Source organism: Streptococcus peroris ATCC 700780, from assembly GCF_000187585.1.
Lineage (GTDB): Bacteria > Bacillota > Bacilli > Lactobacillales > Streptococcaceae > Streptococcus > Streptococcus peroris.
Genome location: NZ_GL732463.1, coordinates 986477 through 1010037, shown reverse-complemented (window position 1 = coordinate 1010037; position 23561 = coordinate 986477). Strand labels below are relative to the sequence as shown.

The following is a 23561-nucleotide window of genomic DNA, read 5'->3' as shown; positions in this document are numbered from 1 at the left end:
AGTCTATTTGACTTGGCTTTTTTACGAGGATTGCAACTAGTAGAAGTCATACTGCTATCTCCTAGTTTTTGTATCAAAAATAACTAATTGGTTTCATTTCCCACGATTTCATCCTCTTCAAAGTGTCCCACACCATCTTCAACAACAAATGGGCAAGTAACTTTCTTTTTTATTCCATTTTCATCATAAGAACAACTCATGTTATAGATTCCATCGAAAAATGAATTTTTTGGTAAAGATAAGATTCTCTCCTTAAAGGCATCTAAAGAGCTACCATTTTCTGCCTTGATATGCGAAAGGTCACAATCAAAATCGAGAGTAAGGCCCTTGTTTTTCATGAGATCTTTTGTTGTAATATTATAAAAGCCAGCTGCGTCAGAATCTCCTTTTTCTCGATTGCTGACAGCCTGCGCCATAATTGCCACATAGTAGTTTTCTATTGGATATTTTCCAAATTTAAAACTAGAAGTTATTGGTGTCGCAAAGAGTTTATCCATTTTTTCAGCAGTAGCTTTTTTGATACTATCTTCTTCTTGTTGTAGATTCGGTCTTTCTGTGTATACATTTAGTAAGAAGTCAAACTCGCTTTGCTTGACAGTATTAAACAGTTTTTTTTCTTTGTCGTTAAGAAGTGTTTCCAGTTCTATTCCTGGAGAAAGGTAGAAAACTGATAAATGTTCTCCGCTTATTTTATGAATTCTTGCGGTAGTATCTTCTTTTAAAATCGTTCCATCGGATAAATTTTCGGTGTATCTTAACTCATATATTGTTCCATTAAACATTTCAATCTCTCTATGTTGGTCAATTACCTCAACTTTACCCTTTAGTCCAAGTGATTGAAATTCTTCAGCGAAAGAAGGAGTAGTATTTTTAATAGAAGAGGAAGTGGTTGTGATCAGTCCTAGGCTAGTGTATAAAATTACCATAATTGAAAAGACAAAGCCAAGTATAGCCAAAATATCTTTCTCTTGCCCTAACTTGATCGTCTGATAAATACCGAGAAGGAGGATGATAGAGTACACAATACTAGCGCTAACTAGTACTGGATAATTATCAATGTAATTAAGTGGAGCCCCCTTAAAACCTATTATTTGCATGAAAAATCCAATTGTAGCTAGAACCAACTGTATAGTACCTGTCTTTTGAATCAACTCATTATCTTCGAAGGCAGATTTTAATTTTGAAATATCTCTAAAAATAAAAATATTTCCTAGCACCATTCCAGCATATGATGCGAAAAATGCTGGCCACAAGATTATAAAAGCAAAACCTCCAGAATCATAAGTAATCGAATAAACAACATTAAAGACTAAATATGTTGGCAATAGTAAACCAAGCCGGAACAGGTTTATTTTATAGGGTTTCATAGGCAAACCTCCTTTGTTACTGTTAACTGCATTATTTCATAATTGAATAAGAAAATAGAGCGTTTACATGGAAGTGTAAAATGATAAAGCCGAGTCTATTTGACTAATTTAGTTGCTAATCAGTATCTTTTTCAAAGTAACTCTTACCATTTTCAACCACCATAGTGATTTTGACGTTGCCGTCAGATAATGTGCTAACAGTGAATTTATAGATACCATCTGATAGAGTTCCAACTGGAAGTGATGTTAATTTATCTTTTAAGTAGTCTACACGATTATCAATTTTATGATTTTGTTTATCCTCGATTTCAATAAAATTGAAGTGCTCGATAGAAACTATTAAAGTTTTATCGTTGATATGTTTGTTAATATCGATATTGTAAAATCCTGCAACATCTGTATCTCCATTTTCTCTGTTTTTTACAGCCTCTTTAATAAGATCACTATAAAATTTTATTTTGTCAGCTGGTTTAATCTCGACATTATAATTCTCTAGTAATTTGCCACCAACTGCCTCATTTATTTTAGTCGCTATATCATCTTCTAATTTTAGATTATATATTCTTTCTTCATAGACTTTTAAGACGAATTCAAATTGTTCAAGTGTAACTTTATCAAATAACTCTTTTTCCGTATCGTTTTCAAGATAGGAACGAATTTCTTCCTTGTCCTTTTCATCCAATGTTGTCACGTGTGTTCCATTTTGCACATCAGAAACATAAATAAAATCGATAAAACTTTCTCCATTCGATAAAGTTTCATTATAGAATAAAGTTGTAAGTGTTCCATTGTAAGGTTCAATTAAATGTTTTTTCTCATATACTTCGACTTTTCCTTTTAGTCCAAAGTCTTTAAAGTCCTGTACATATTGATCCGTAGAGCCCCATACTGAAACTTTGCTATTAGTGATTAACAAGAGGTTGCATAAGAAAACGACTATAGCTCCAAAAACAAGACTTGATTTGTTTGAAGACTTGTCGTCTTGATCGAGCTTCGTTTTTTGAAAGTTTCCGATAAAGAAAATAGCAGAGTAGAGAAGACTAATACAAAATAATGTTGGAAAATTATCAATATAATTGATCGGCCACCAACGTAGATATACCATATTTGATAATTGTAAGCAGACTCCGATAGTCGCTAAAATTACTTGTATGGTACTAGTCTTTTGGACTAACTGATTATCTTTAAAGCTTGATTTTAATTTCAGAGGATCTCTAAAGGCAAAAAAATTACCTAAAAGAATCAAACCTATTGCTAAAAAGAATATAGGCCATAGAATGAAAAAAGCATAACCTGCTGAATAGAAGAGGGCAAAATAAACTAGATTATAGATTAAATATCCTAATAAGACCAAGCAAAGTCGTATTAAGCTTATTTTATATGGTTTCATAGGAAAACCTCCTCGTTACTATTAACTAAATTATATCATATTTGAAGCAAAAGAGAACGCTTACATAAAAGTGAAAATAAAAAGATAGGCCGAATGACCTATCTTTTTAATAGTTGAGATATTGTTCGATCTCAGACTTTTGAATTTCTTTACCGTAATGACAAATAGGGCAAGAAACAAAATATGTTTTACCGTAAGGAAAGAGTGGAATCCAGTAAAGAGTAAACTTACGTCCGGTTTCTGTAATTTCCCAAGTGCCTACATTGTTACAGTGCCCACAATCAATAGTAGTTTGAGTATGTCCGAGCACTTTTTGATAGCCTTTTGAACCCCAAAGTAAAAGCATTTTAACATCTCCTTAAAGTTAATGAGTTTATTGTTTACTGAAATCGTAGTCTTTAACAATTTCGATACTGTCGATGGTAATAGCAGTAGTTGGTTTATCTTTTTCGTCTTTTTCAGCCTTGGCAATTTTATCTACTACATCCATCCCATCAATCACTTGACCAAAGACTGGGTGTTTCCCATCGAGAGTAGGATTTCCACCTTCTTTGTAAGCTTGGATAATTTTCTTAGGATAGCTATTTGTTGGAAGTTTAGCTGAATAGTCTGTTGTACTTTGGTTGATAAAGAATTGACTACCATTTGAGTTTGGTTGACCAGTATTGGCCATAGATAGAGCACCGCGGATATTATAGAGGTATGGAGAGATTTCGTTTTTAAAACCTGTTCCCTTGTCTTTTGTTTGATCCTTACCGTGCCAGATAGATTCACCACCTGTACCATCACCTTTCGGATCTCCTGTTTGTATCATAAATCCATCAATTACACGGTGGAAAGTAACACCATTGTAGTAGCCTTCTTTAGCATGAGTCAAGAAGTTTTCTACCGCAAGAGGTGCTAGCTTTGGAAAGAGCTTGATACGAATGTCCCCTTTACTTGTGTGAAGAATAACTTCAGCTTCATCGTCTGCAACTTCTTTAGAAAGTTGGGGGAAATTAGCATTTTCATTGGTTAAAGCGTCTTTGAAATCTTTTTCTGCTTGAGTAGCGGTTTTAGAACTTTCTTCAGTAGCAATTTTAGAATCTACGTAATCATCACCACGAAGAGCACGTTGGATGCTTGTACATCCACCAAGAGCAAAAGTTGAAATGAGTAGTAGTGTAGCTAATTTTTTCATGTTAATCCTCTCAAAAATCATTTTTTCCATTGTACCCTAAAAAGAAGTGGATTTCAAATATTCAATTGTGATGATTCCGATAGTACATACAATTTTATGGCCTTACTTACACCATTTTGATCATTAGAATCTGTTACTGTATTTGCGCAAGTTTTGACATCTGTAGGTGCGTTTCCCATTGCAACACCAAGTCCAGAAGTCTCAATCATTGGAATATCATTATAATTATCTCCAATAGTCATAATTTCAGAAAGTGAAAGTTGATAATACTTGGCTAATTCTAATAAAGCTTGTTTTTTGGATACTTGATTATGTGTAACTTCTAGATAGTTATCTTTAGAGAGATAGAAGTTGGTTTGAGGGAAATCTATTGAGGATAAGTTTTTTTGAAGTTTCTGTATGGTATCCGTATTATCTATCAGCAAAAGTTTATGAACAAGAGTTTTCTCGTCTTTTATAAAATCTGCTAAAGATGTAACTTTTGGACTTTCTCCAGTAATAGTTGCTTCGATTTCTACCCACTCATCAATTGTATTCACAAGCCAATCTTTTCCGGAGTAAACATTGATAGAAACTGTCGGGAATTCTTTTTTTAAAAAATCATGTAGTAAGAGTAATTCCTTTTTATTAATAGTATGCTGTCTTAGGATTTTATCTCCTAAACTGATGAGTGCTCCATTATAGCAGGCAATGGGACATTCGGTGATGCCAAGCTCTTTAGAAATTGGCGCTATACCGAGAGGAGATCTAGCAGAAGCTAAAACAAAAGGAATATCACATTGTTTTAAAAGTGGCATCAGTTCTATTAAATGAGAATCTAATTGGTGATTTTTATCCAAAATAGTACCGTCAATATCACTCATGATTAACTTTATTACTGACATATTTTTCTCCTTTTTATTAAAATAGAATAGTTGTTTTGCCATCTAAAGATTGTTGAATTTCTAAGTCGGGTTCTTTGTCTGTAATCCAATAATCAAAATCAGTAAGTTCGGAAAGAATATAATGAGAGTGTTTGTTTATTTTGCTAGTTTCAGCTAACAAGACGCGAATTTTACTAGTTTTAAATGCTCTTTTTTTCATGAGAACATCTTCTTGATCCTCAAAGCTAACTTGTCCGTCTGAAAGACTAGCTGCACCAAAAAATGCTATGTCAAATTTAATTCTATTCAAAGATTCGGATTCTTCTAATGAGTAATAGAAACGATTCTTTTTATGAAATCGTCCACCGATAATGTGAAAATCAACATTTTCATTTTCTCCTAAGACCAGTGCATTATCCAATGAATGGCTGAAAATAGTAACTTTTTTATCTGTTATTTTTGCTAACTCAAGTACAGTTGTTGAAACATCATAGAAAATTAATTGTGAATCAGAAATGAGTTGGGTAGCTAAATGAGCAATTTTCGCTTTTTCTTTAGAAGATTGTTCTGCTCGACCTTGGAAACCAAGAATCCTTTGCTTTTGAATTGGCAATAAACCTCCATGAGTTCTTTTTGCTCGTTTCTCCTTTGCAAGAATGGAAAAATCTCTACGGATGGTATCTTTGGAAACATGGAAATGGTCAACCATTTCTTTTGCTGACAGACTTCCTCTATCCTCTAAAAGTTTTATGATTTCTTCTAATCTTTGTGCTTGGTACATAGGAATTCCTCCTTTTTTTAATACTATACTCTTTTTATAAGTATTTGTCAATAATTGTAATGATTTGTAAGTGTTTTAAAAAATTACAAAAAAATCAACCAGTATTGGTTGATTAAAGATTCTTTTTAGGATGGCGGTCAATGATTGCCTGATGGTCTTTGAGCGCTTGTTCCCCTTTAGGGGTCAGTTTATAGCCACGGATGGAGAAACACTGGGATAATTCTTCTTCTGAAAAATGGTCATGAAATGCTTGATTCAAGTCGGCAGCCTTCATCTTAGAAAGTCCGGCAACCCCCTTCTTTTTAAGGATATTCTTTTTTGTAGTGGCATTTAGATGGTCAAGCGAGTCAAAGGCGGTTTCGATAGTAGCATATCCTTTTTCAACAAGCGTATCTAAATGTTTTGGGATATCAATGCCATAAGAATTACTATATTTTAAAAGAGAACATTTTCAAAGGATTTTTCTTTTGGCTCAATTTCTAATTAATCATTGAACTTAATGCTAGGTCTCGAAAAGAATTATGTTTCCTCTTTCTGTCTGAGTTCAAAGAGGTCTTCTACTTTCAAATCAAAAACTTGAGCAATTTTAAGAGCCATTTCCAGCGAAGGATTGTAGCGGTTATTTTCCAAGTGAAGAATTGTCTCGCGTCGCATGCCGATGAGGTCGGCTAACTCCTGCTGGGTCATGCCTGTGGACTCACGAATAGATTTGAGGTTAGTAATAATCTTGCTTTCTTTGGCCATGCTTATCCTCTCCGTTCCAAGATAAAATAGACAACCGCAAAGATGAAAATCAAGGTAGCTATGCTAATAAAGATCTGGCCCATGTAAAGAGTGAGGGACCCCATATACCCAATGATAACTGCTAGGATTATCAGTGTGCCTAGTATAAAAACAAACATCAAGCTAGCTGCCTTGGCTAAATTAGCATAAAAGCGTTCGTCTGGAGTTTCCTTGACATTTTTCAAACAGAAAAAACCAAATACAATCACTTCAATAACGAGGCCAATTCCCAAAATCCATTCTTTAATACCAGAACTTTCGCTTGGGGTCGCAACCCAAATCCCTACTGTATAAAAAATGCTTGCTGCAAACAAAAGTATCGTGTAAAGCTTAGCAGACAAGTCAAAAATAGTCTTCCCCTTACCTTTCTGAATCTTATGAGGCCATGGTTTCATATGTAGCCAACTCCAAATAGCTATAATTTGACCTAACACTGAAATACCAACAATAACTAACTTGGGTCCCCAACTAAAATTAGAACCAAATAAAACAATAAAATCAATAAAGAGAGCTACGGCAATCATTGCAATGAGGCCACGCATTTTTTGACTTTTTTTCATGATAGACTCCTTTTTTTTGTGTTATAAATATATCACACTTAAATTTATGTTATAAATATATCACACTTAAATTTAGAAAGCAAGAATTTATGTGTCAATGAGGAAATTATTTGAAAAATTTTTTAATTAAAGACCTCGCTAGTCAAACAACTAAAGAATTCTTTGAAGCAATGTTTGGATAGTTTCGTTAATAGTATTTGATGATAAAGAATTTTTGGAAAATCTAGATACTGTATGAATCTTTACTTTTTCTTAGACTGTTATAAAGTCTGTCAGAATAAGCTTTGTAGGTGTAGAAGTTAATTTTTCTTTCTAATTTATCCCTATTAGTCTAAAAAATTTAAAAATTTTAAACTCTGTCAAGTTTTTTTCTTGACACCTCTCAGAAATCTGCTATAATAGAACATGTGCTAAATAGCTTAGCTATTTCACCGAACTAAAAAATAAAAGAAAAGAGATATTAAAAATGGCAGTTAAAATCCGTTTGACTCGTATGGGTTCTAAGAAAAAACCTTTCTACCGTATTAACGTAGCAGATTCACGTTCACCACGTGACGGACGTTTCATCGAAACAGTTGGAACTTACAACCCACTTGTTGAAGAAAACCAAGTAACTTTGAAAGAAGACCGTATTCTTGCATGGTTGGCTGATGGAGCTCAACCTTCAGATACAGTTCGCAACATCCTTTCAAAAGAAGGCGTATTGAAGAAATTCCACGATTCTAAATTCTCAAAATAAGTTTAAAGTAGGTTGACAGATGGATACAATTGAAAATCTAATTATTGCAATTGTGAAACCTTTGATTTCACAACCAGATGCCCTAACTATCAAGATTGAAGATACACCAGAATTTTTGGAGTATCATTTGGATCTTGACCAAAGCGATGTGGGTCGTGTAATCGGTCGTAAGGGTCGCACTATTTCTGCGATAAGAACGATTGTCTACTCTGTCCCAACTGAAGACAAAAAAGTAAGAATCGTTATTGACGAAAAATAAGAAAAGCGGGACATGGTCTCGCTTTTTTTTGCAAGGAGAAGAAATGAGAGATTTAACAGTTAGACAACTAGAAGAATACTTACTTGATCATTACCAACAATCTAGAACAGAAGAAGGACTTTTTATCAAACTAGTGGAAGAAGTTGGAGAAGTCGCTGAGGTTTTAAATGGACGTTCAGGTAGAAAAGAGGGTGTCCAAGATTCAAACGAGGAATTGGCAAAGGAGTTGGCAGATATCATTCACTACACAGTGGCAATTGCTGCTATCAACCATATCGACCTAACGAAGACCATTTTTGAAAAAGACAAGAAGGCAGCCATCAAGTATCAGCATGAACAAGATTTGGAAGGCTTTTTAGCAAGAAATCATCCATAATTGCTCTTTTCTCCAACTTGTGAAAATCCCTGGAACGTGATAAAATAAAGGGTAAGGGTATATAATAAATCATTGTATAGAATGAGTGGTTTCTTTATGAAGAGGTTTGAAGTATCTACAGAAATTGGTAGTCTCTCTGTTACTTATCAAAAGCAAAAGAAAGTGCTAGTTTGTTTAAGTGGCGCAGGTTTGCTACCTAGTTATGAAAATTTTTCACTTATACTTGAAAAACTTCCTCCCACAATTGGTTATTTGACAATTGATTTTCCAAACACAGGTAGGAGTCTGATTTATGACCAAGCTGGAAAAAATCTAGATAATCTTACAGATGCGGTTTATGAAGTACTTGAAGAGTTGGAGATTTCTGAATATATACTTTGTGTACATAGTTTGAGTGGAATTGTAGCTTGCAAATTACTCAACAAACCAATTAAGTGTCGGGCCTTAGTAGCGATTGAACCAACAACTAAAAGAGTAATGTTTGCTGATTTTTCAGAAAATCCTTATCCAGAAATGGAAGAGCAGATGAGACTGATTGAAGAATTCGGTCCTGAACTTTATTTTAAGAACTTAATTCAAGCCACATTTAGACCTGAAACTAACAAAGAAATTTGGAAATTAATGCAAGAAAAAGGCTCAGAGTTGGAACATCAAGATCCAGAGTTTCAGGTATCTGTTGAGATCACCGAGGAAGATTTTGAGGATATGTCAATAGCAGATCGTATCCCTGTATTTATTTTTTGTCAGGCTTATAGAGAAAAAGAGTACAGAGAATCAGAATATTGGACTTCCAGTACCAAACTCATTTTAGGAGGGAATCACCATTATTTACAGTGGTCTGAATCAGAGAAAATTGTAGATATTATTAAAAAATTGTAAGAAGAAAATGGAGATAAGGAAATTACAGGAGATCAAATGAACTATTTTAACGTTGGGAAAATTGTCAATACTCAGGGCTTGCAGGGTGAGATGCGAGTCTTGTCAGTGACAGATTTTACTGAAGAACGCTTTAAAAAAGGGGCAGAACTTGCCTTATTTGATGAAAAAGATCAATTTGTGCGAACAGTGGTTATCGCTAGCCATCGTAAGCACAAAAACTTCGATATCATTAAGTTCAAGGATATGTACCATATCAATGACATCGAAAAATACAAAGGGTATAGCCTGAAGGTTGCAGAGGAGAATCTCAATGACCTAGATGACGGTGAGTTTTACTACCACGAAATTATCGGTCTAGAAGTCTATGAGGGAGATAACTTGATTGGAACCATTAAGGAAATCCTTCAACCAGGTGCCAATGATGTCTGGGTCGTAAAACGTAAAGGAAAACGTGATTTGCTCTTGCCTTATATCCCGCCGGTTGTGCTGAATGTGGATATTCCAAATAATCGTGTGGATGTAGAACTCTTAGAAGGGTTAGACGATGAAGATTAATATTTTAACCCTCTTTCCTGAAATGTTCACACCCTTAGAACATTCCATTGTAGGAAAGGCGCGTGAGAATGGTTTATTAGATATTCATTACCATAATTTTCGTGATTATGCTGAAAAAGCTCGTCATGTTGATGACGAACCCTATGGCGGTGGTCAAGGAATGTTGCTTCGAGCACAACCGATTTTTGATGCTTTTGACGCTATCGAAAAGAAAAATCCACGTGTCATTCTCGTAGATCCAGCAGGTAAGAAGTTTGATCAGGCCTATGCTGAGGATTTGGCTCAGGAAGAGGAACTGATTTTTATCTGTGGCCATTATGAAGGCTACGATGAGCGGATCAAGACCTTGGTAACCGATGAGATTTCTCTAGGTGATTATGTCTTGACTGGTGGAGAACTAGCAGCGATGACCATGATTGATGCGACGGTTCGCTTGATTCCAGAAGTTATCGGGAAGGAAGCAAGTCACCAGGATGATAGCTTTTCATCAGGACTCTTGGAATATCCTCAGTACACAAGACCTTACGATTTTCGTGGTATGTTAGTTCCAGATGTTCTCATGAGTGGTCACCATGAAAATATCCGTCAATGGCGTCTCTATGAGAGTCTGAAGAAAACTTACCAACGCAGACCTGATTTGCTGGAAGAGTATGAGTTGACAGCAGAAGAAGAGAAAATGTTAGCAGAAATTAAAGAAAATAACAATTAAAAGGAGAACCCTATGCAAGTAATTAAACGTGATGGACAAGTCGCTGATTTTGATCCAGATAAAATCTACCAAGCTATCCTTAAAGCAGCTCAAACAGTTTATGTATTGACTGACGATTTGCGTCAAAACTTGGCTCAAGTGACTAAAAAGGTAGTTTTAGATTTGGAAGAAGCAAAAGTCGAACGTGCAACCATCAGCATGATCCAATCAATGGTTGAGCATCGCTTACTTGGTGCAGGATACATTACTATCGCAGAACACTATATCTCTTACCGTTTGCAACGTGATTTGGAGAGAAGTGGTTATGGTGACCACATCGCTGTTCACCTTCATTTTGAACAAATTCGTTAATAGAAAAAGAGTGAGATGAATAACTCATCTCACTCTTTCTTAAATCTTCTTTTTTGAGCAGTTTGAATCGTTGAGGGAACGAAAGTCACTCTTCGAATATCCGACACTCGAATAATACGGCTTACGTTTTTGGCGAAGTTTTTAACGATAATTTGTTGGCGGTCAGTATCATACTTGATAATATCGCCTGTAAAACTCGTTTCGGCAAAGATGATATGGACAGCCGTTTTTTTGGCTAACGCTTCTTTAAGTCTAGCAATGAGGGGGTCGCTTTTTTCAGGAATGGATTCTTCATGACCATTCACAAAATTATGAACCTTTTGTAAAGCTTGTTTCAAGAATTCCTTCATTTGGGCCTCCCTTCTTTAAATCATTATATAAAAATTTTATGAAATCTACAAGATTTTTCGAATAATCAATTGAGAACAAAAAGGAGAAGAACATGGCAGAATTTACATTTGAGATCGAAGAACACTTACTCACTCTATCTGAAAATGAAAAAGGATGGACCAAGGAAATCAATCGAGTCAGCTTTAATGGAGCACCGGCGAAGTTTGATATTCGTAGCTGGAGTCCCGACCATACAAAGATGGGTAAAGGAATTACCCTTTCAAACGAAGAGTTTCAAGTGATGGTGGATGCCTTCAAGAATCAGTAAGCATTCATGAAAAAATAAAAAAGAGGAGGGAAAAATCCCAACCTTTTTTTATTTGTTTGAAAAGTAGGGTTGACTACTGAGTCGTTGAAGGAGTGGTCGACCGATAAAACTGATTGCAATGATTTTCCCAAGGTCTGGTAGGATGAAAGGAATCACACCGACAGCCAGTGCTTTATCCAAAGGCATACCAGCAAGGAAGTGGAGACTGAGAATACCACCGACGAAAACAAGTGAGTCCCCCAAGAGATTTGATAGGAAAATACGTACAACACCACTATTCGTGTGAGTTAGATAGGAAGCAAGTCCTGCATAGACAAGGTCAAACCACAGGTATCCTGCACTTGGTCCAACTAAAACATGGAAACCTGCAGCTCCACCGGCAAAGACAGGAAGACCAATTCCCCCAAGCAAAAGGTAGAGAGCCACAGAAAGGACAGCCTCTCTAGGCCTAAAAACAGTAGCAATGAGTCCAATTGCGAAGTTTTGTAGCGTAAATGGGACAGGTCCGATAGGGATAGTAATTTGTGCTAGAACTGCAATGAGTGCAGCACCGATAGCTGGGACAGTATAGATATAAGCTTTTTTCAAAATAGTTAACCTCTTTTCGTTTTTATAGTAACTATTATACTGGACTCTTTAGGAAAGTCAACTCATTTTTATAAAAAGGGTAACAAATCTGTAACAGCCGATTTTAATAAAAAAAAAGACCTATAAGGTCTTTTATATTGGTTTAACGCATAGTTACAAATTCTTCCGAACCAGTTGGATGGATAGCGACAGTAGCATCGAAATCAGCTTTTGTAGCGCCCATCTTGATAGCAACTGCAAAACCTTGAATCATTTCGTCAACACCGTAGCCGATACCATGAAGTCCAACTACCTTTTCGTCTGCACCAGCTGTAACGAGTTTGAAGCTCGCTTCTTGACGGTGTCTAGTGACTGCAGAATACATAGAAGCAAATTTTGAAGTATAAACTTTAATGTTTTCTTGCCCATACTCTTTGATAGCTTCTTCCTCAGTTAGACCAACAGTTCCGATAGCAGGGTGTGAGAAGACTACAGTTGGGATAGTAGTGTAGTCCATTTTAGCATTGGTTTTACCGTTGAAAAGTCTTTCAGATAGGGTACGACCAGCCTTGATAGCGACGGGAGTTAGTTCTTTTTCACCTGTGACATCTCCAAGTGCGTAGATACCTTTAACAACAGTGTTCTGGTATTCGTCAACCTTGATAAAGCCTCGTTCATTGAGAGTGACACCAGCTTTTTCGAGTTGAAGTCCTTCAACGTTTGGACGGCGACCAGTTGCCCAGATAACTTGACTAGCAGTATGAGTACTCCCATCTTCAAAATGAATCCTAATGCCTTCTTCTGTTTTTTCAAGCTTAGCAGGAACCTTATGGGTGTGGAGGTTTAGTCCAGTATTTTCCATTTCTTGAACTAGACTTTCAACAATATAACTATCAAATCCACGTAGCGGACGTTCACGACGGACAAATAAATCTGTCTGAACACCAAGGGTATGGAGTACACCAGCCATTTCTACAGCAATGTAACCAGCACCTAAAATGGCTATAGAATCTGGCAACTCTTCCCAAGCAAAGACATCATCAGAACTACCCCCTAGTTCAGCCCCAGGGATAGTAGGGATATTCGGGTGAGCACCAGTTGCAATCACGATATGCTTAGCACGGATCAACTCACCATTGACACTGACTGTATGAGCGTCAACGAACTCGGCACGGCCTTCAATCAAATCAATCCCATTACGCTTGAAGCTTCCATCGTAAGACGAGCGAGCACGATCAATATAGGCTTCACGATTCTTACGAAGAGTTGCATAATCAAATTCGTTCCCAGTATTTGTGAATCCATAGTCAGGTCCATATTTGTGGATACTCTCTGCAATTTGGGCTCCATACCACATGATTTTTTTAGGGACACAGCCGAGGTTGACACAAGTGCCACCTAATTTCTTTTCCTCAATAACTGCAGCTTTAGCACCATGTTCGCCAGCACGATTCATGGTAGCAATTCCCCCGCTACCTCCACCAATGGCAATAATGTCATATTCTCTCATAAGAAAGCTCCTTTAGTTGTTTTCTAGTCATATTCTATCTTTTTTTGAAAGTCAATGCAAAAATCTGCTACGTAGAAAAGCTAGTAGAAGGCTTGAAATCAGATTCTGCAAGTTGTTTTTGAAGTAAGTGAAGTAGGTAAGTATCATCGTCGTTACACATCATTCTGCCTTTGTGATTCACACTAGGTGGTAGCCTATCATAGCTAACAGATAGGAAGAATAAGATGGACACTGGTTTATCTTGATTTGTAAGGATTTCCATTTCGAAAATCACTAAAAATATGGTATAATGAGGTGTTATAAAAACAGGTTTCATTTGCCTGGAAAGGAAATATTATGTCTGAAAAGAATTTTTATATTACAACGCCGATTTACTATCCATCTGGTAAACTTCATATCGGTTCTGCCTACACTACCATCGCTTGTGATGTTCTAGCTCGTTACAAACGCCTGATGGGCTACGATGTCTTTTATTTGACTGGTCTTGATGAGCATGGCCAAAAGATTCAACAAAAAGCAGAAGAAGCTGGCATCACTCCTCAAGCCTATGTTGATGGCATGGCAGTTGGTGTTAAAGAACTCTGGCAATTACTGGATATCTCATATGATAAATTTATCCGTACCACAGACGATTACCATGAAAAAGTGGTAGCGCAAATTTTTGAACGCTTGCTAGCTCAAGATGATATCTACCTAGGTGAATACTCTGGCTGGTACTCAGTTTCAGATGAGGAATTCTTTACAGAAAGCCAGCTTGCGGAAGTTTTCCGTGACGAAGCTGGAAATGTAACGGGCGGTATCGCTCCATCGGGCCACGAAGTGGAGTGGGTTTCAGAAGAGTCTTATTTCCTTCGCCTCAGCAAATACCAAGACCGTTTGGTCGAATTTTTCAAATCACATCCTGACTTCATCACTCCAGATGGTCGCCTTAATGAAATGTTGCGTAACTTCATTGAGCCAGGCTTGGAAGATTTGGCAGTTTCTCGTACAACCTTTACCTGGGGAGTACAAGTTCCATCCAATCCTAGACACGTTGTCTACGTTTGGTTTGATGCCCTTCTCAACTATGTGACAGCTCTTGGTTATGGCCAAGAAGATCATGAAAACTTTGACAAATTCTGGAACGGAACCGTCTTCCACATGGTCGGAAAAGACATCCTTCGTTTTCACTCCATCTACTGGCCAATCCTTCTCATGATGCTCGACATCAAATTGCCAGAACGTTTGATTGGCCATGGTTGGTTTGTCATGAAAGACGGTAAGATGTCTAAGTCTAAAGGAAATGTCATCTACCCTGAAATGTTGGTAGAACGTTACGGACTTGATCCCCTTCGTTACTACCTCATGCGTAGCCTTCCAGTCGGTTCAGACGGAACCTTCACTCCAGAAGACTATGTAGGTCGTATCAACTATGAATTAGCCAATGACCTCGGAAACCTCCTCAACCGTACGGTTTCAATGATTAATAAGTACTTTGATGGTCAAATCCCTGCCTATGTAGAAGGTGTGACAGACTTTGACAATGAACTTGCTCAAGTGGCAGAACAATCAATCTCTGACTACCATACCTACATGGAAGCAGTTAACTATCCACGCGCGCTTGAAGCAGTCTGGACTCTTATCTCACGTACTAATAAATACATCGATGAAACAGCTCCATGGGTACTGGCTAAGGATGAAGCTCTTCGTGACCAATTGGCAAGTGTGATGAGTCACTTGGCAGCTAGCCTTCGTGTCGTAGCTCACTTGATTGAGCCATTTATGATGGAAACCAGTCGTGCAGTCTTGACTCAACTTGGTCTCGCAGAAGTTTCTAGCCTTGAGAACTTGAGTTTGGCTGATTTCCCTGCGAATGTAACAGTAGTTGCTAAAGGAACACCTATCTTCCCACGTCTCGATATGGAAGAAGAAATCGCCTATATCAAGGAACAAATGGAAGGTAACAAGCCAGCAGTCGAAAAAGAATGGAATCCAGACGAAGTTGAACTCAAACTAAACAAGGAAGAAATCAAGTTTGAAGACTTTGACAAGGTTGAAATCCGTGTCGCTGAAGTAAAAGAAGTTTCTAAAGTGGAAGGCTCTGATAAGTTGCTTCAATTCCGCTTGGATGCTGGAGATGGTGAAGATCGTCAAATTCTTTCTGGTATTGCAAAATACTATCCAAACGAACAAGAATTGGTCGGCAAGAAAGTACAAATCGTTGCCAACCTCAAACCACGTAAAATGATGAAAAAATATGTCAGCCAAGGGATGATTCTCTCAGCTGAACATGATGGCAAATTAACCCTTCTAACAGTTGATCCAGCTGTACCAAATGGAAGTGTGATTGGCTAAGATTTAAAAAGAACCAGTTTAAACTGGTTCTTTTCTTTTGTAAGGTATCAGTTGATAAAAGTGGCATTCTGCTTTATAATGAAGAAAAACGGAGGAAATTCCCATGAAATACATTCCATTTGGTCAAGAGAAAAGAGAATTGTCCGAAATCGTTCTAGGCATGATGCGAATCAGTGACAAGTCGGCTAAAGAGGTTGAGGAGTTGGTTGAAACAGCCCTATCTGTAGGAATCAATGCCTTTGACTTGGCAGATATCTATGGTGGAGGTCGTTGCGAAGAATTACTGGGTCAAGTGTTAAACAATCGTCCTGACCTGCGAGAAAAGATGTGGATCCAGTCCAAGTGTGGCATTCGCATAGAAGAATTTACCTATTTTGATTTTTCAAAAGATTATATTTTAGAATCAGTAGACGGGATTCTAAAAAGATTGCAGGTTGATTATCTAGATAGCTTGCTTCTCCATCGTCCAGATGCTTTGATGGAAGCTGATCAAGTGGCTCAAGCCTTTGAAATTCTACACAAATCAGGTAAAGTTCGAGACTTCGGTGTGTCCAATCAAAATCCTATGATGATGGAATTGCTGAAGAAAGAAGTCAAACAACCTTTATCTATCAATCAATTACAACTAAGCGCAGCTTTCACGCCAGGATTTGAATCAGGTTTCCATGTCAATATGGAAGGTGACAAGGCAGCTTTGCGTGATGGTAGCGTCTTTGAATACTGTAAATTAAACGACATGGTTATTCAGGCCTGGTCAGTCTTGCAGTTCGGATATTTCAAAGGGAATTTTGTCGGCAATGAGAAGTTCCAACAACTAAACCAAGTCCTAAATCGATTAGCCTTAAAATACGGTGTGAGCCCTTCAGCTATTGCTATTGCTTGGGTGTTACGCTATCCAGCTAAGATGCAGGCAGTAGTAGGAACAACTAACCCTAAACATTTGATAGAAGCAAGCCAAGCAAGTAATGTCAACCTAACTCGAAAAGAATGGTATGAGATTTACCTCGCAGCAGGGAATGATTTGCCATAGAAACTAAAGAAATATTTTATTAAGAACGAGATTCTATCTCGCTCTTTTTGTTTAAAAAAATTTATATAATTGTTTGAAAACACAAACTATAAATGATAAAATGGTGTAAAATAACAATATAATAAATATTTTAATAAAGTAGGAGTATTTGGAATGAGAAAAATAGTTTTGACTTCTGTTGTTTTACTCTCTCTATTGACATCAGTCGGTTGCTCGAAACATAAGGAAAAGGCGAAAGTAGCTGAGCCTGTTACGACTGAACAGACTACGCAAGATAATACAAAGTTATACAAGGAAGCTGGTTTACTTACTTTTAAAAACGAAAAGCAGCTGGAACTCGGGGAACTTGATACGAAATCTCGCGCAACCTATGCTCATATTCAATTGAAAGATAGTGATGAGCCCAAAAAGAAACGGGAACCAAAGCTAAAGTTTGACCCAGTTGGATGGCATAACTATAAATTTTACTATGGTGATGGTACGAAGGAAGCCTGGTTAATGAATCGTGGCCATTTAGTTGGTTATCAATTTAGCGGACTTAACGATGAAGGTCGCAATCTAGTTCCTATGACAGCCTGGTTAAATACAGGTTCCTTTACTGGAACGGATGATAAGAATCAAAGTAGCATGCTTTATTATGAAAATGGGCTAGATTCGTGGCTTGCAAATCATCCCAACTATTATCTTGACTATAAGGTAACAGCGGTTTATAAGGATGATGAATTGATTCCTAGACAGATTGAACTTCAGTACGTCGGAATTGATCAGGATGGGAAGTTACTTGAGATTCAATTAGGTAGCAGTAAGGAAAAAATTGATCAGTATTCCGTAACTCATGTTGCCTTAGATAATGTTTCAGCCAATGCCGAAATAAATTATGCGGATGGTACTGCAAAGAACACGGTTAAGTCAGCAGAAGAACGTGCTGCTGAACAAAAGGCGGCTGAGGAAAAAGCTAAGAAAGAGGCTGAAGAAAAAGAAGCACAAGAAAAAGCTAAAAAAGAAGCAGAACAAAAAGCAAAGGAAGAACAGACGAAACAGGAAACTGAAGCACCAGCGGAAGAATCGCACAGCAGTAATTCAGGTGGTTACTATAGAGATAAAAATGGAAGATGGCATCGACCAAATGGGAAGTTTGCTTCTAAAAAGGAAATCCGAGAAGCTGGATTACAGTGGTAATTTAGGAATCATAAAAATAATTGTCAAAAAGCCGTTGTAAAACGGTTTTTTGTTATAATAAAATAAGAGAACTATAAAGGGGAAAATCATGACATTAGAAGAAATTTTACTAGGACTGAAAGCAAATAAGAAATACGAGCATACTGGATGGAGTTTGAAGTAGGAGAATCAAATGGAAATCAAACATCACTTTGGTGTATATGGAGTTTGTCTTCAAGACGGGAAATTGCTTTGCATTGAAAAAACAAGAGGCCCTTATCAACAGCGCTATGATCTACCGGGTGGTAGTCAAGAACTCGGTGAGGGGTTGACAGAAACCCTCAAGAGAGAAGTTCTGGAAGAGACAGGCTATTCTCTTAGCAGTTATTCAAATCCTAGAATTTATGACGTGCTGGTTCAAGAAGAGGGGAAAGACTTCACAGTACATCATATCATGGCCTTTTATGATATCGTACTTGATTTAGAACGCCCTCAACAATCCCTTCCTCATGAAGTTCTTGATGGAAGTAATGATTCAGCAAAGGCAGTTTGGGTCCCTATTGAGCAGATGAACCAAGAAAATGCTTCGCCCTTAGTATTAAAGCTAAAGGCAGAGTTACGAGGATTTCCAGAATTGGAAAAGACCTCTTACATGAATTGGAAGGTAAAATAGAGGGATAATGGAACTATTTAAAACATGGAAGAAATATATGGTTCTCTATGGCCTTAAATCTCAAATCGGGACTGTTTATCGAAACAGTGATAGGACAACGAGTTTTTATGATATTGGGAATTTTCTATACCTAGCAGGGGAGTTAGATTCCAGATTTTGGGAAGATTTTGTTAGGCAATATGGTTTAGATTATAAGATTATTATTTCAGAAGACACTGAGTGGCAAGATTTTCTGCATCGGCAAGTTGGGTTAATTTCTTTTACTCGCTATTCTTTTAAGGATAAGGCAAATTTTCAAGTTGAATTTCTAAATGATCTAGTTACTCAGTTAGAGAAAGGTTACAATATTGTGCCTATTGATAATCATATTTATGACTGTTTTTTTGAGGAAGAATGGTCACAAGATTTACAGGGGAATTTTGAGTCTTACCAGGATTTTGCTTTAAAAGGTGGATTTGGCTTTGTGATTCTTAAAAATAATGAAGTGATTGCTGGGATTTCCTCAGGGTTAGTTTACCATGGAGCAGTTGAAGTGGAAGTTGCAACTAGACCAGACAAACAAGGAAATGGATTTGCTAAAAAGCTTGGTGCTGCAATGATTCTAGAGAGTTTAAATAGAGATATGTTTCCACTTTGGGATGCTCATAATGAGGCTTCCAAAAAAGTAGCAGAATTTTTAGGATATGAGTTAGTTGAACCTTATGAAGCTTTTGAACTAGAGGAAAGTGTCGTATACTGATATCTGATATTGTATCTTTTAAGACGAGGTGAATGAACATGCAAAATCAACTAGCTCTTAGTGGCGAAAAAATTGTTGAAAAAGTTTATCCCCATTTATTGCACCACGTCGGCTTGATTCGTGGGGAATACTTGTTGAGAGAACTAAACCAAAACATACTATTACCAAATTGTCAGCAATTTGTGAAAGATTATCTAGACACTATTTGTCATTTGTACTCAGATGAAGAAGTCTGGTATCGCTTTTCAGAGTTAACAAATGCAGAAGCAAATATTCTAGACGGGACTAAAGAGTATTTTGACGAACGCCACCCCTTATTTGGATACAGAGGTATCAGGCGTTTGTTGGCGTGTCCAGATGAATTTCAGGCTGAGGCAAATGTTGTTACAGAAGTTTTTCAAACTAATCCCAATCTGTCTGTTATTTTTCCTTTTGTCAATGGTGCCGAACAATTAAAACAAACTATTACAGTATTGCGTCAGTATGGTTTTACTGGGAAGGTTGGCACGATGATTGAATTACCATCAGCTTATTTCGACTTGGACAGGATACTGGAAACGGGCATTTCAAAGATTGTAGTTGGAATGAATGATTTAACTTCTTTTATTTTTGCGACTGTAAGAAACAGTCAATGGCATGATATGGAAAGTCCCATTATGTTAGAAATGCTGAGACAGATGCAGGATAAAGCAAGGATGAAAAAGATAGATTTCGCTGTAGCAGGCTATCTGAATACTTCTTTCATACAAAAAATGAATCAGATCGGTATCGAATGTATTCTCCATTACAGCTCTATTCCAGAGATTTTTGATTTAGAAATTGACCATCCAGACCATCTTAAACATATAAAAGAAGAAAGTAAAAAATTACGAAGGAGAACCCATGACACCTCAAGAAATGTGGAATGCCTACAAAAAAATCAATCCCTTGATCGGAGATGAAATCGATGCCTGGGCTTTTGGAGTAGAAGCCGATCTCTTAGCTGACTTGGTTCTAAAAGGTGAAAAAACGGCAACTGCATCAGCCTATGATCTTTATGCAGTTGATAACGACCCCCTGCCACAAGAAGGGTCCTTTGATGTTGTTTTAGACAGTCAAGATCAAGCTGTCTGCATTATCGAAATTACCAAGGTTTCTGTTCAGCCCTTCCATCAAGTGTCAGCTGATCATGCCTATAAGGAAGGTGAGGGAGACAAATCTTTAGCCTATTGGCGTCAGGTTCATGAAGTCTTTTTCAAAGACTGGTTAGGAGAAGCAGGACTGACTTTTACACCTGACAGCAAGGTGGTTTTAGAAGAATTTCGCAAGGTTTATCCCTTATAGTTAAAAATTAGAAAGAAAATTGGGCAAAAACCGTCCCAAACCTTCTTTCTAGCTCAAAATATGATAAAATAGGATTGTTTGAAAGAAGAGCCAATGAGCTCTGAAATATAGAATAGGAGAAAATGATGCAAGCAGTTGAACATTTTATTCATCAATTTGTACCTGAACATTATGATTTGTTTTTAGATTTGAGTCGTGAGTCAAAGACTTTCTCAGGTAAGGTTACAATCTCTGGGCACGCTAAGAGCGACAAAATTTCTCTTCACCAAAAGAATTTGGAAATTGCTTCTGTAGAAGTAGCAGGTCAAGCTCGTCCTTTTACAGTTGATCACGAGAATGAAGCCCTTCATATCGAACTCGCTGAAGCTGGTCAAGTGGAGTTGACCCTTGCTTTTTCTGGGAAGATTACAGACAATATGACTGGTATTTACCCATCGTACTACACTCTTGATGGTGAAAAGAAAGAAGTTTTATCAACTCAGTTTGAGAGCCATTTTGCTCGCGAAGCTTTCCCATGTGTGGATGAACCAGAAGCAAAAGCAACCTTTGATCTATCTCTTCGTTTTGACCAAGCTGAAGGTGAGTTAGCCTTGTCAAATATGCCTGAAATCGAAGTAGACAACCGCAAGGAAACAGGTATCTGGAAGTTTGCAACAACCCCTCGTATGTCTTCTTACTTGCTTGCTTTTGTAGCAGGTGATTTGCAAGGCGTGACTGCCCACACTAAAAATGGCACGCTTGTAGGAGTATACTCTACCAAGGCGCATCCACTAACAAACCTTGATTTTTCTTTGGATATCGCTGTTCGTGCCATCGAATTTTATGAAGATTATTATGGGGTTAAATATCCAATTCCACAATCTCTTCATATCGCAATTCCAGACTTCTCTGCTGGAGCTATGGAAAACTGGGGTCTCGTAACCTACCGCGAAGTTTGCTTAATTGTAGATGAAAATTCATCAGTTGCTAGCCGCCAACAAGTTGCTCTTGTTGTAGCACACGAATTGGCTCACCAATGGTTTGGTAACCTTGTAACCATGAGATGGTGGGATGACCTTTGGCTCAATGAAAGCTTTGCCAATATGATGGAATACGTCTGTGTAAATGCGATTGAACCAAGCTGGAACATCTTTGAAGATTTCCAAACAGGTGGCGTACCAGCTGCTCTTAAACGTGATGCAACAGATGGTGTTCAATCAGTTCACGTTGAAGTGAAGCATCCTGATGAAATCAATACGCTCTTTGACGGTGCGATTGTCTATGCCAAAGGTAGCCGTCTCATGCATATGCTTCGTCGCTGGTTAGGAGATGCTGATTTTGCCAAAGGCTTGCATGCTTACTTTGAAAAACATCAGTATAGCAATACCATTGGTCGTGACCTTTGGAATGCTCTTGGTCAAGCATCAGGTCGTGATGTTGCTGCCTTTATGGATTCTTGGTTGGAACAACCTGGTTATCCAGTTCTCACTGTCAAAGTTGAGAATGATGTCTTGAAGATTTCACAAAAACAATTCTTCATCGGTGAGCATGAAGACAAGAATCGTCTCTGGGTAGTACCTCTTAACAGTAACTGGAAAGGCTTGCCAGATACACTTGAAACTGAAAGTATCGAAATTCCTGGTTACGCAGCTTTGCTTGCTGAAAACAAAACAGCTCTTCGTCTTAACACTGAAAATACTGCTCATTATATTACAGATTACCAAGGTGAATTGCTTGATGCAGTCCTAGCGGATTTATCTAAACTAGATAATACAAGTAAGCTTCAAATCGTCCAAGAACGTCGCTTGTTAGCTGAAGCAGGTCAGGTTTCTTACGCAGATTTGCTTCCAGTAGTGGATCAACTTGCTAAGGAAGAATCTTATCTTGTAGTATCAGCAGTTGCTCAAGTGATTGTTGCTCTTGAACGCTTTATCGACGAAGGCACTCAAACTGAGCATGATTTCAAAGCTCTTGTTGCCAAATTATCCCGTCACAATTATGAACGCCTAGGATTGGAAGCAAAAGTAGGTGAAGCAGATGAGGATGAGTTGGTTCGTCAAATGGCTGTATCAATGATGATTCGTTCAAATGACGAAGGAGCTAGTCAAGCAACGAGCCAAATTTTCGCAGCTCATAAGGAAAATCTTACAAGCCTTCCAGCAGCGACACGAGCTCAGATTTTGATCAATGAAATCAAACATCATGAAAGTAAAGAACTCGTAGAAACTTACCTTGAACTATACACACATGCGACTGATGCTGTCTTTAAACGTCAATTAGCAGCAGCCTTGGCTTACAGTACTGATGAAGCCAATATCCAAATGTTGATTGCAACTTGGAAGGATAAATTTGTGGTGAAACCTCAAGACCTTTCTGCTTGGTATCTTCAATTCTTAGGCCATGAAGCAACTCAAGAAACTGTTTGGACTTGGGCGCGTGACAATTGGGAATGGATTAAAGCCGCTCTTGGTGGAGACATGAGCTTTGATAGCTTTGTGATTATTCCAGCACGTACTTTTAAAACAGCTGAACGTTTAGCTGAATACAAGGCCTTCTTTGAACCACAATTATCTGACCTTGCTTTGAGCCGTAATATTGGTATGGGTATCAAGGAAATCGCAGCTCGCGTAGACTTGATTAACCGTGAAAAAGCAGCAGTTGAAGCTGTTATTGCTCAATATGCGATGGCATAATAGATTGATTCTATAAAAGAAAAGTAAAACTCAACTTTCTCCTTGTAAATCAAGGAAAGTTGAGTTTTTTTTAAGATAATTTTGCTATAATAGTCTTAACAAGGA

The 23561-nt window shown here is 37.5% G+C and carries 28 protein-coding genes; 16 read left to right on the top strand and 12 right to left on the bottom strand.

Annotated features, from left to right (window positions below; all coding sequences use genetic code 11):
* Window positions 1–83: 83 nt before the first annotated feature.
* From HMPREF9180_RS06970 to HMPREF9180_RS06930, 9 genes are all read right to left on the bottom strand, one after another.
* The gene (locus HMPREF9180_RS06970; RefSeq protein ID WP_006145810.1) at window positions 84–1367 is read right to left on the bottom strand and encodes a hypothetical protein; all 1284 of its coding nucleotides are present in this window, start codon (window positions 1365–1367) and stop codon (window positions 84–86) included.
* Between the two features lie 115 nt (window positions 1368–1482).
* A complete protein-coding gene (locus HMPREF9180_RS06965) occupies window positions 1483–2757 on the bottom strand; it encodes an MFS transporter (RefSeq protein WP_006145809.1) in 1275 nt (424 codons plus the stop codon).
* A gap of 106 nt (window positions 2758–2863) precedes the next feature.
* Complete coding sequence (locus HMPREF9180_RS06960; protein WP_006145808.1) at window positions 2864–3103, bottom strand: zinc-ribbon domain-containing protein; 240 nt, start codon at window positions 3101–3103, stop codon at window positions 2864–2866.
* Between the two features lie 27 nt (window positions 3104–3130).
* Window positions 3131–3937 (bottom strand): peptidylprolyl isomerase, encoded by an 807-nt coding sequence (locus HMPREF9180_RS06955; protein WP_025168710.1) that lies wholly within the window; start codon window positions 3935–3937, stop codon window positions 3131–3133.
* Window positions 3938–3990: 53 nt separating this feature from the next.
* On the bottom strand, window positions 3991–4821 hold the full coding sequence (locus tag HMPREF9180_RS06950; protein WP_025168709.1) for a Cof-type HAD-IIB family hydrolase: 831 nt from the start codon (window positions 4819–4821) through the stop codon (window positions 3991–3993).
* Between the two features lie 16 nt (window positions 4822–4837).
* The gene (locus tag HMPREF9180_RS06945) at window positions 4838–5581 is read right to left on the bottom strand and encodes a DeoR/GlpR family DNA-binding transcription regulator (RefSeq protein WP_025168708.1); all 744 of its coding nucleotides are present in this window, start codon (window positions 5579–5581) and stop codon (window positions 4838–4840) included.
* Between the two features lie 112 nt (window positions 5582–5693).
* Window positions 5694–5855 (bottom strand): hypothetical protein, encoded by a 162-nt coding sequence (locus tag HMPREF9180_RS10455; protein WP_006145804.1) that lies wholly within the window; start codon window positions 5853–5855, stop codon window positions 5694–5696.
* 245 nt (window positions 5856–6100) lie between these two features.
* The gene (locus HMPREF9180_RS06935) at window positions 6101–6325 is read right to left on the bottom strand and encodes a helix-turn-helix transcriptional regulator (protein ID WP_006145803.1); all 225 of its coding nucleotides are present in this window, start codon (window positions 6323–6325) and stop codon (window positions 6101–6103) included.
* Window positions 6326–6327: 2 nt separating this feature from the next.
* Window positions 6328–6924 carry a hypothetical protein gene (locus tag HMPREF9180_RS06930; RefSeq protein ID WP_006145802.1) on the bottom strand — a complete coding sequence of 199 codons (597 nt, stop codon included), beginning with the start codon at window positions 6922–6924 and terminating at the stop codon, window positions 6328–6330.
* A 466-nt stretch (window positions 6925–7390) separates the two neighbouring features.
* On the opposite strand from HMPREF9180_RS06930, the gene rpsP reads away from it, so the two are divergent.
* The 7 genes from rpsP (at window position 7391) to HMPREF9180_RS06895 (ending at window position 10792) form a co-directional block, all read left to right on the top strand.
* Window positions 7391–7663: a 30S ribosomal protein S16 gene (rpsP, locus tag HMPREF9180_RS06925; RefSeq protein WP_004253064.1), complete on the top strand. Its 273-nt coding sequence runs from the start codon at window positions 7391–7393 to the stop codon at window positions 7661–7663.
* A 19-nt stretch (window positions 7664–7682) separates the two neighbouring features.
* Entirely contained in the window at window positions 7683–7922 is a 240-nt protein-coding gene (gene kphA, locus HMPREF9180_RS06920) for an RNA-binding protein KphA (RefSeq protein ID WP_000379617.1), read from the top strand.
* A 43-nt stretch (window positions 7923–7965) separates the two neighbouring features.
* Entirely contained in the window at window positions 7966–8298 is a 333-nt protein-coding gene (locus tag HMPREF9180_RS06915; protein WP_025168707.1) for a MazG nucleotide pyrophosphohydrolase domain-containing protein, read from the top strand.
* A 96-nt stretch (window positions 8299–8394) separates the two neighbouring features.
* Window positions 8395–9177: an alpha/beta fold hydrolase gene (locus HMPREF9180_RS06910; RefSeq protein ID WP_025168706.1), complete on the top strand. Its 783-nt coding sequence runs from the start codon at window positions 8395–8397 to the stop codon at window positions 9175–9177.
* Window positions 9178–9213: 36 nt separating this feature from the next.
* Entirely contained in the window at window positions 9214–9732 is a 519-nt protein-coding gene (gene rimM / locus HMPREF9180_RS06905) for a ribosome maturation factor RimM (RefSeq protein ID WP_006145799.1), read from the top strand.
* Entirely contained in the window at window positions 9722–10441 is a 720-nt protein-coding gene (gene trmD, locus HMPREF9180_RS06900) for a tRNA (guanosine(37)-N1)-methyltransferase TrmD (protein WP_006145798.1), read from the top strand. The genes rimM and trmD overlap by 11 nt, the downstream gene beginning before the upstream one ends.
* A gap of 12 nt (window positions 10442–10453) precedes the next feature.
* Window positions 10454–10792 (top strand): ATP cone domain-containing protein, encoded by a 339-nt coding sequence (locus tag HMPREF9180_RS06895; protein WP_004253071.1) that lies wholly within the window; start codon window positions 10454–10456, stop codon window positions 10790–10792.
* Between the two features lie 29 nt (window positions 10793–10821).
* Here the strand turns inward: HMPREF9180_RS06895 and HMPREF9180_RS06890 are convergent, their stop codons facing one another.
* Window positions 10822–11142, bottom strand: coding sequence for a hypothetical protein (locus tag HMPREF9180_RS06890; protein WP_006145797.1), 321 nt, complete (start codon window positions 11140–11142; stop codon window positions 10822–10824).
* A 92-nt stretch (window positions 11143–11234) separates the two neighbouring features.
* Between HMPREF9180_RS06890 and HMPREF9180_RS06885 the strand changes: the two genes are divergently transcribed.
* Window positions 11235–11450 carry a YdbC family protein gene (locus HMPREF9180_RS06885; protein WP_006145796.1) on the top strand — a complete coding sequence of 72 codons (216 nt, stop codon included), beginning with the start codon at window positions 11235–11237 and terminating at the stop codon, window positions 11448–11450.
* 48 nt (window positions 11451–11498) lie between these two features.
* On the opposite strand, the gene HMPREF9180_RS06880 is transcribed toward HMPREF9180_RS06885, so the two are convergent.
* Together HMPREF9180_RS06880 and gor are read right to left on the bottom strand one after the other, a co-directional pair.
* Window positions 11499–12038: a biotin transporter BioY gene (locus HMPREF9180_RS06880; RefSeq protein WP_006145795.1), complete on the bottom strand. Its 540-nt coding sequence runs from the start codon at window positions 12036–12038 to the stop codon at window positions 11499–11501.
* 142 nt (window positions 12039–12180) lie between these two features.
* A complete protein-coding gene (gor, locus tag HMPREF9180_RS06875; protein ID WP_006145794.1) occupies window positions 12181–13527 on the bottom strand; it encodes a glutathione-disulfide reductase in 1347 nt (448 codons plus the stop codon).
* Between the two features lie 336 nt (window positions 13528–13863).
* Between gor and metG the strand changes: the two genes are divergently transcribed.
* The 8 genes from metG to HMPREF9180_RS06835 all read left to right on the top strand — a co-directional run bounded on the left by metG (window position 13864) and on the right by HMPREF9180_RS06835 (window position 23456).
* Window positions 13864–15861: a methionine--tRNA ligase gene (metG, locus tag HMPREF9180_RS06870; RefSeq protein ID WP_006145792.1), complete on the top strand. Its 1998-nt coding sequence runs from the start codon at window positions 13864–13866 to the stop codon at window positions 15859–15861.
* A gap of 103 nt (window positions 15862–15964) precedes the next feature.
* A complete protein-coding gene (locus HMPREF9180_RS06865; protein WP_006145791.1) occupies window positions 15965–16891 on the top strand; it encodes an aldo/keto reductase in 927 nt (308 codons plus the stop codon).
* A gap of 153 nt (window positions 16892–17044) precedes the next feature.
* Window positions 17045–18070, top strand: coding sequence for a DNA/RNA non-specific endonuclease (locus HMPREF9180_RS06860; RefSeq protein WP_006145790.1), 1026 nt, complete (start codon window positions 17045–17047; stop codon window positions 18068–18070).
* Window positions 18071–18242: 172 nt separating this feature from the next.
* On the top strand, window positions 18243–18722 hold the full coding sequence (locus tag HMPREF9180_RS06855; RefSeq protein ID WP_006145789.1) for an NUDIX hydrolase: 480 nt from the start codon (window positions 18243–18245) through the stop codon (window positions 18720–18722).
* Window positions 18723–18729: 7 nt separating this feature from the next.
* The gene (locus HMPREF9180_RS06850) at window positions 18730–19461 is read left to right on the top strand and encodes a GNAT family N-acetyltransferase (RefSeq protein WP_006145788.1); all 732 of its coding nucleotides are present in this window, start codon (window positions 18730–18732) and stop codon (window positions 19459–19461) included.
* A 38-nt stretch (window positions 19462–19499) separates the two neighbouring features.
* On the top strand, window positions 19500–20402 hold the full coding sequence (locus tag HMPREF9180_RS06845; RefSeq protein ID WP_025168705.1) for a putative PEP-binding protein: 903 nt from the start codon (window positions 19500–19502) through the stop codon (window positions 20400–20402).
* Window positions 20344–20784 (top strand): ASCH domain-containing protein, encoded by a 441-nt coding sequence (locus HMPREF9180_RS06840; protein ID WP_006145786.1) that lies wholly within the window; start codon window positions 20344–20346, stop codon window positions 20782–20784. Before HMPREF9180_RS06845 ends, HMPREF9180_RS06840 begins: the two co-directional genes overlap by 59 nt.
* Window positions 20785–20909: 125 nt before the next feature.
* On the top strand, window positions 20910–23456 hold the full coding sequence (locus HMPREF9180_RS06835; RefSeq protein ID WP_025168704.1) for a M1 family metallopeptidase: 2547 nt from the start codon (window positions 20910–20912) through the stop codon (window positions 23454–23456).
* The last annotated feature ends 105 nt before the right edge of the window (window positions 23457–23561 follow it).

Coding starts and splice junctions, on each gene's coding strand:
- rimM (WP_006145799.1), top strand. CDS start 9,214: ATGAACTATTTTAACGTTGGGAAAATTGTCAATACTCAGGGCTTGCAG.
- HMPREF9180_RS10455 (WP_006145804.1), bottom strand. CDS start 5,855: ATGAAGGCTGCCGACTTGAATCAAGCATTTCATGACCATTTTTCAGAA.
- HMPREF9180_RS06910 (WP_025168706.1), top strand. CDS start 8,395: ATGAAGAGGTTTGAAGTATCTACAGAAATTGGTAGTCTCTCTGTTACT.
- HMPREF9180_RS06950 (WP_025168709.1), bottom strand. CDS start 4,821: ATGTCAGTAATAAAGTTAATCATGAGTGATATTGACGGTACTATTTTG.
- HMPREF9180_RS06945 (WP_025168708.1), bottom strand. CDS start 5,581: ATGTACCAAGCACAAAGATTAGAAGAAATCATAAAACTTTTAGAGGAT.
- HMPREF9180_RS06850 (WP_006145788.1), top strand. CDS start 18,730: ATGGAACTATTTAAAACATGGAAGAAATATATGGTTCTCTATGGCCTT.
- rpsP (WP_004253064.1), top strand. CDS start 7,391: ATGGCAGTTAAAATCCGTTTGACTCGTATGGGTTCTAAGAAAAAACCT.
- HMPREF9180_RS06890 (WP_006145797.1), bottom strand. CDS start 11,142: ATGAAGGAATTCTTGAAACAAGCTTTACAAAAGGTTCATAATTTTGTG.
- HMPREF9180_RS06865 (WP_006145791.1), top strand. CDS start 15,965: ATGAAATACATTCCATTTGGTCAAGAGAAAAGAGAATTGTCCGAAATC.
- HMPREF9180_RS06955 (WP_025168710.1), bottom strand. CDS start 3,937: ATGAAAAAATTAGCTACACTACTACTCATTTCAACTTTTGCTCTTGGT.
- HMPREF9180_RS06895 (WP_004253071.1), top strand. CDS start 10,454: ATGCAAGTAATTAAACGTGATGGACAAGTCGCTGATTTTGATCCAGAT.
- HMPREF9180_RS06840 (WP_006145786.1), top strand. CDS start 20,344: ATGACACCTCAAGAAATGTGGAATGCCTACAAAAAAATCAATCCCTTG.
- gor (WP_006145794.1), bottom strand. CDS start 13,527: ATGAGAGAATATGACATTATTGCCATTGGTGGAGGTAGCGGGGGAATT.
- metG (WP_006145792.1), top strand. CDS start 13,864: ATGTCTGAAAAGAATTTTTATATTACAACGCCGATTTACTATCCATCT.
- HMPREF9180_RS06860 (WP_006145790.1), top strand. CDS start 17,045: ATGAGAAAAATAGTTTTGACTTCTGTTGTTTTACTCTCTCTATTGACA.
- kphA (WP_000379617.1), top strand. CDS start 7,683: ATGGATACAATTGAAAATCTAATTATTGCAATTGTGAAACCTTTGATT.
- HMPREF9180_RS06960 (WP_006145808.1), bottom strand. CDS start 3,103: ATGCTTTTACTTTGGGGTTCAAAAGGCTATCAAAAAGTGCTCGGACAT.
- HMPREF9180_RS06935 (WP_006145803.1), bottom strand. CDS start 6,325: ATGGCCAAAGAAAGCAAGATTATTACTAACCTCAAATCTATTCGTGAG.
- HMPREF9180_RS06845 (WP_025168705.1), top strand. CDS start 19,500: ATGCAAAATCAACTAGCTCTTAGTGGCGAAAAAATTGTTGAAAAAGTT.
- HMPREF9180_RS06835 (WP_025168704.1), top strand. CDS start 20,910: ATGCAAGCAGTTGAACATTTTATTCATCAATTTGTACCTGAACATTAT.
- HMPREF9180_RS06855 (WP_006145789.1), top strand. CDS start 18,243: ATGGAAATCAAACATCACTTTGGTGTATATGGAGTTTGTCTTCAAGAC.
- HMPREF9180_RS06970 (WP_006145810.1), bottom strand. CDS start 1,367: ATGAAACCCTATAAAATAAACCTGTTCCGGCTTGGTTTACTATTGCCA.
- trmD (WP_006145798.1), top strand. CDS start 9,722: ATGAAGATTAATATTTTAACCCTCTTTCCTGAAATGTTCACACCCTTA.
- HMPREF9180_RS06965 (WP_006145809.1), bottom strand. CDS start 2,757: ATGAAACCATATAAAATAAGCTTAATACGACTTTGCTTGGTCTTATTA.
- HMPREF9180_RS06915 (WP_025168707.1), top strand. CDS start 7,966: ATGAGAGATTTAACAGTTAGACAACTAGAAGAATACTTACTTGATCAT.
- HMPREF9180_RS06930 (WP_006145802.1), bottom strand. CDS start 6,924: ATGAAAAAAAGTCAAAAAATGCGTGGCCTCATTGCAATGATTGCCGTA.
- HMPREF9180_RS06885 (WP_006145796.1), top strand. CDS start 11,235: ATGGCAGAATTTACATTTGAGATCGAAGAACACTTACTCACTCTATCT.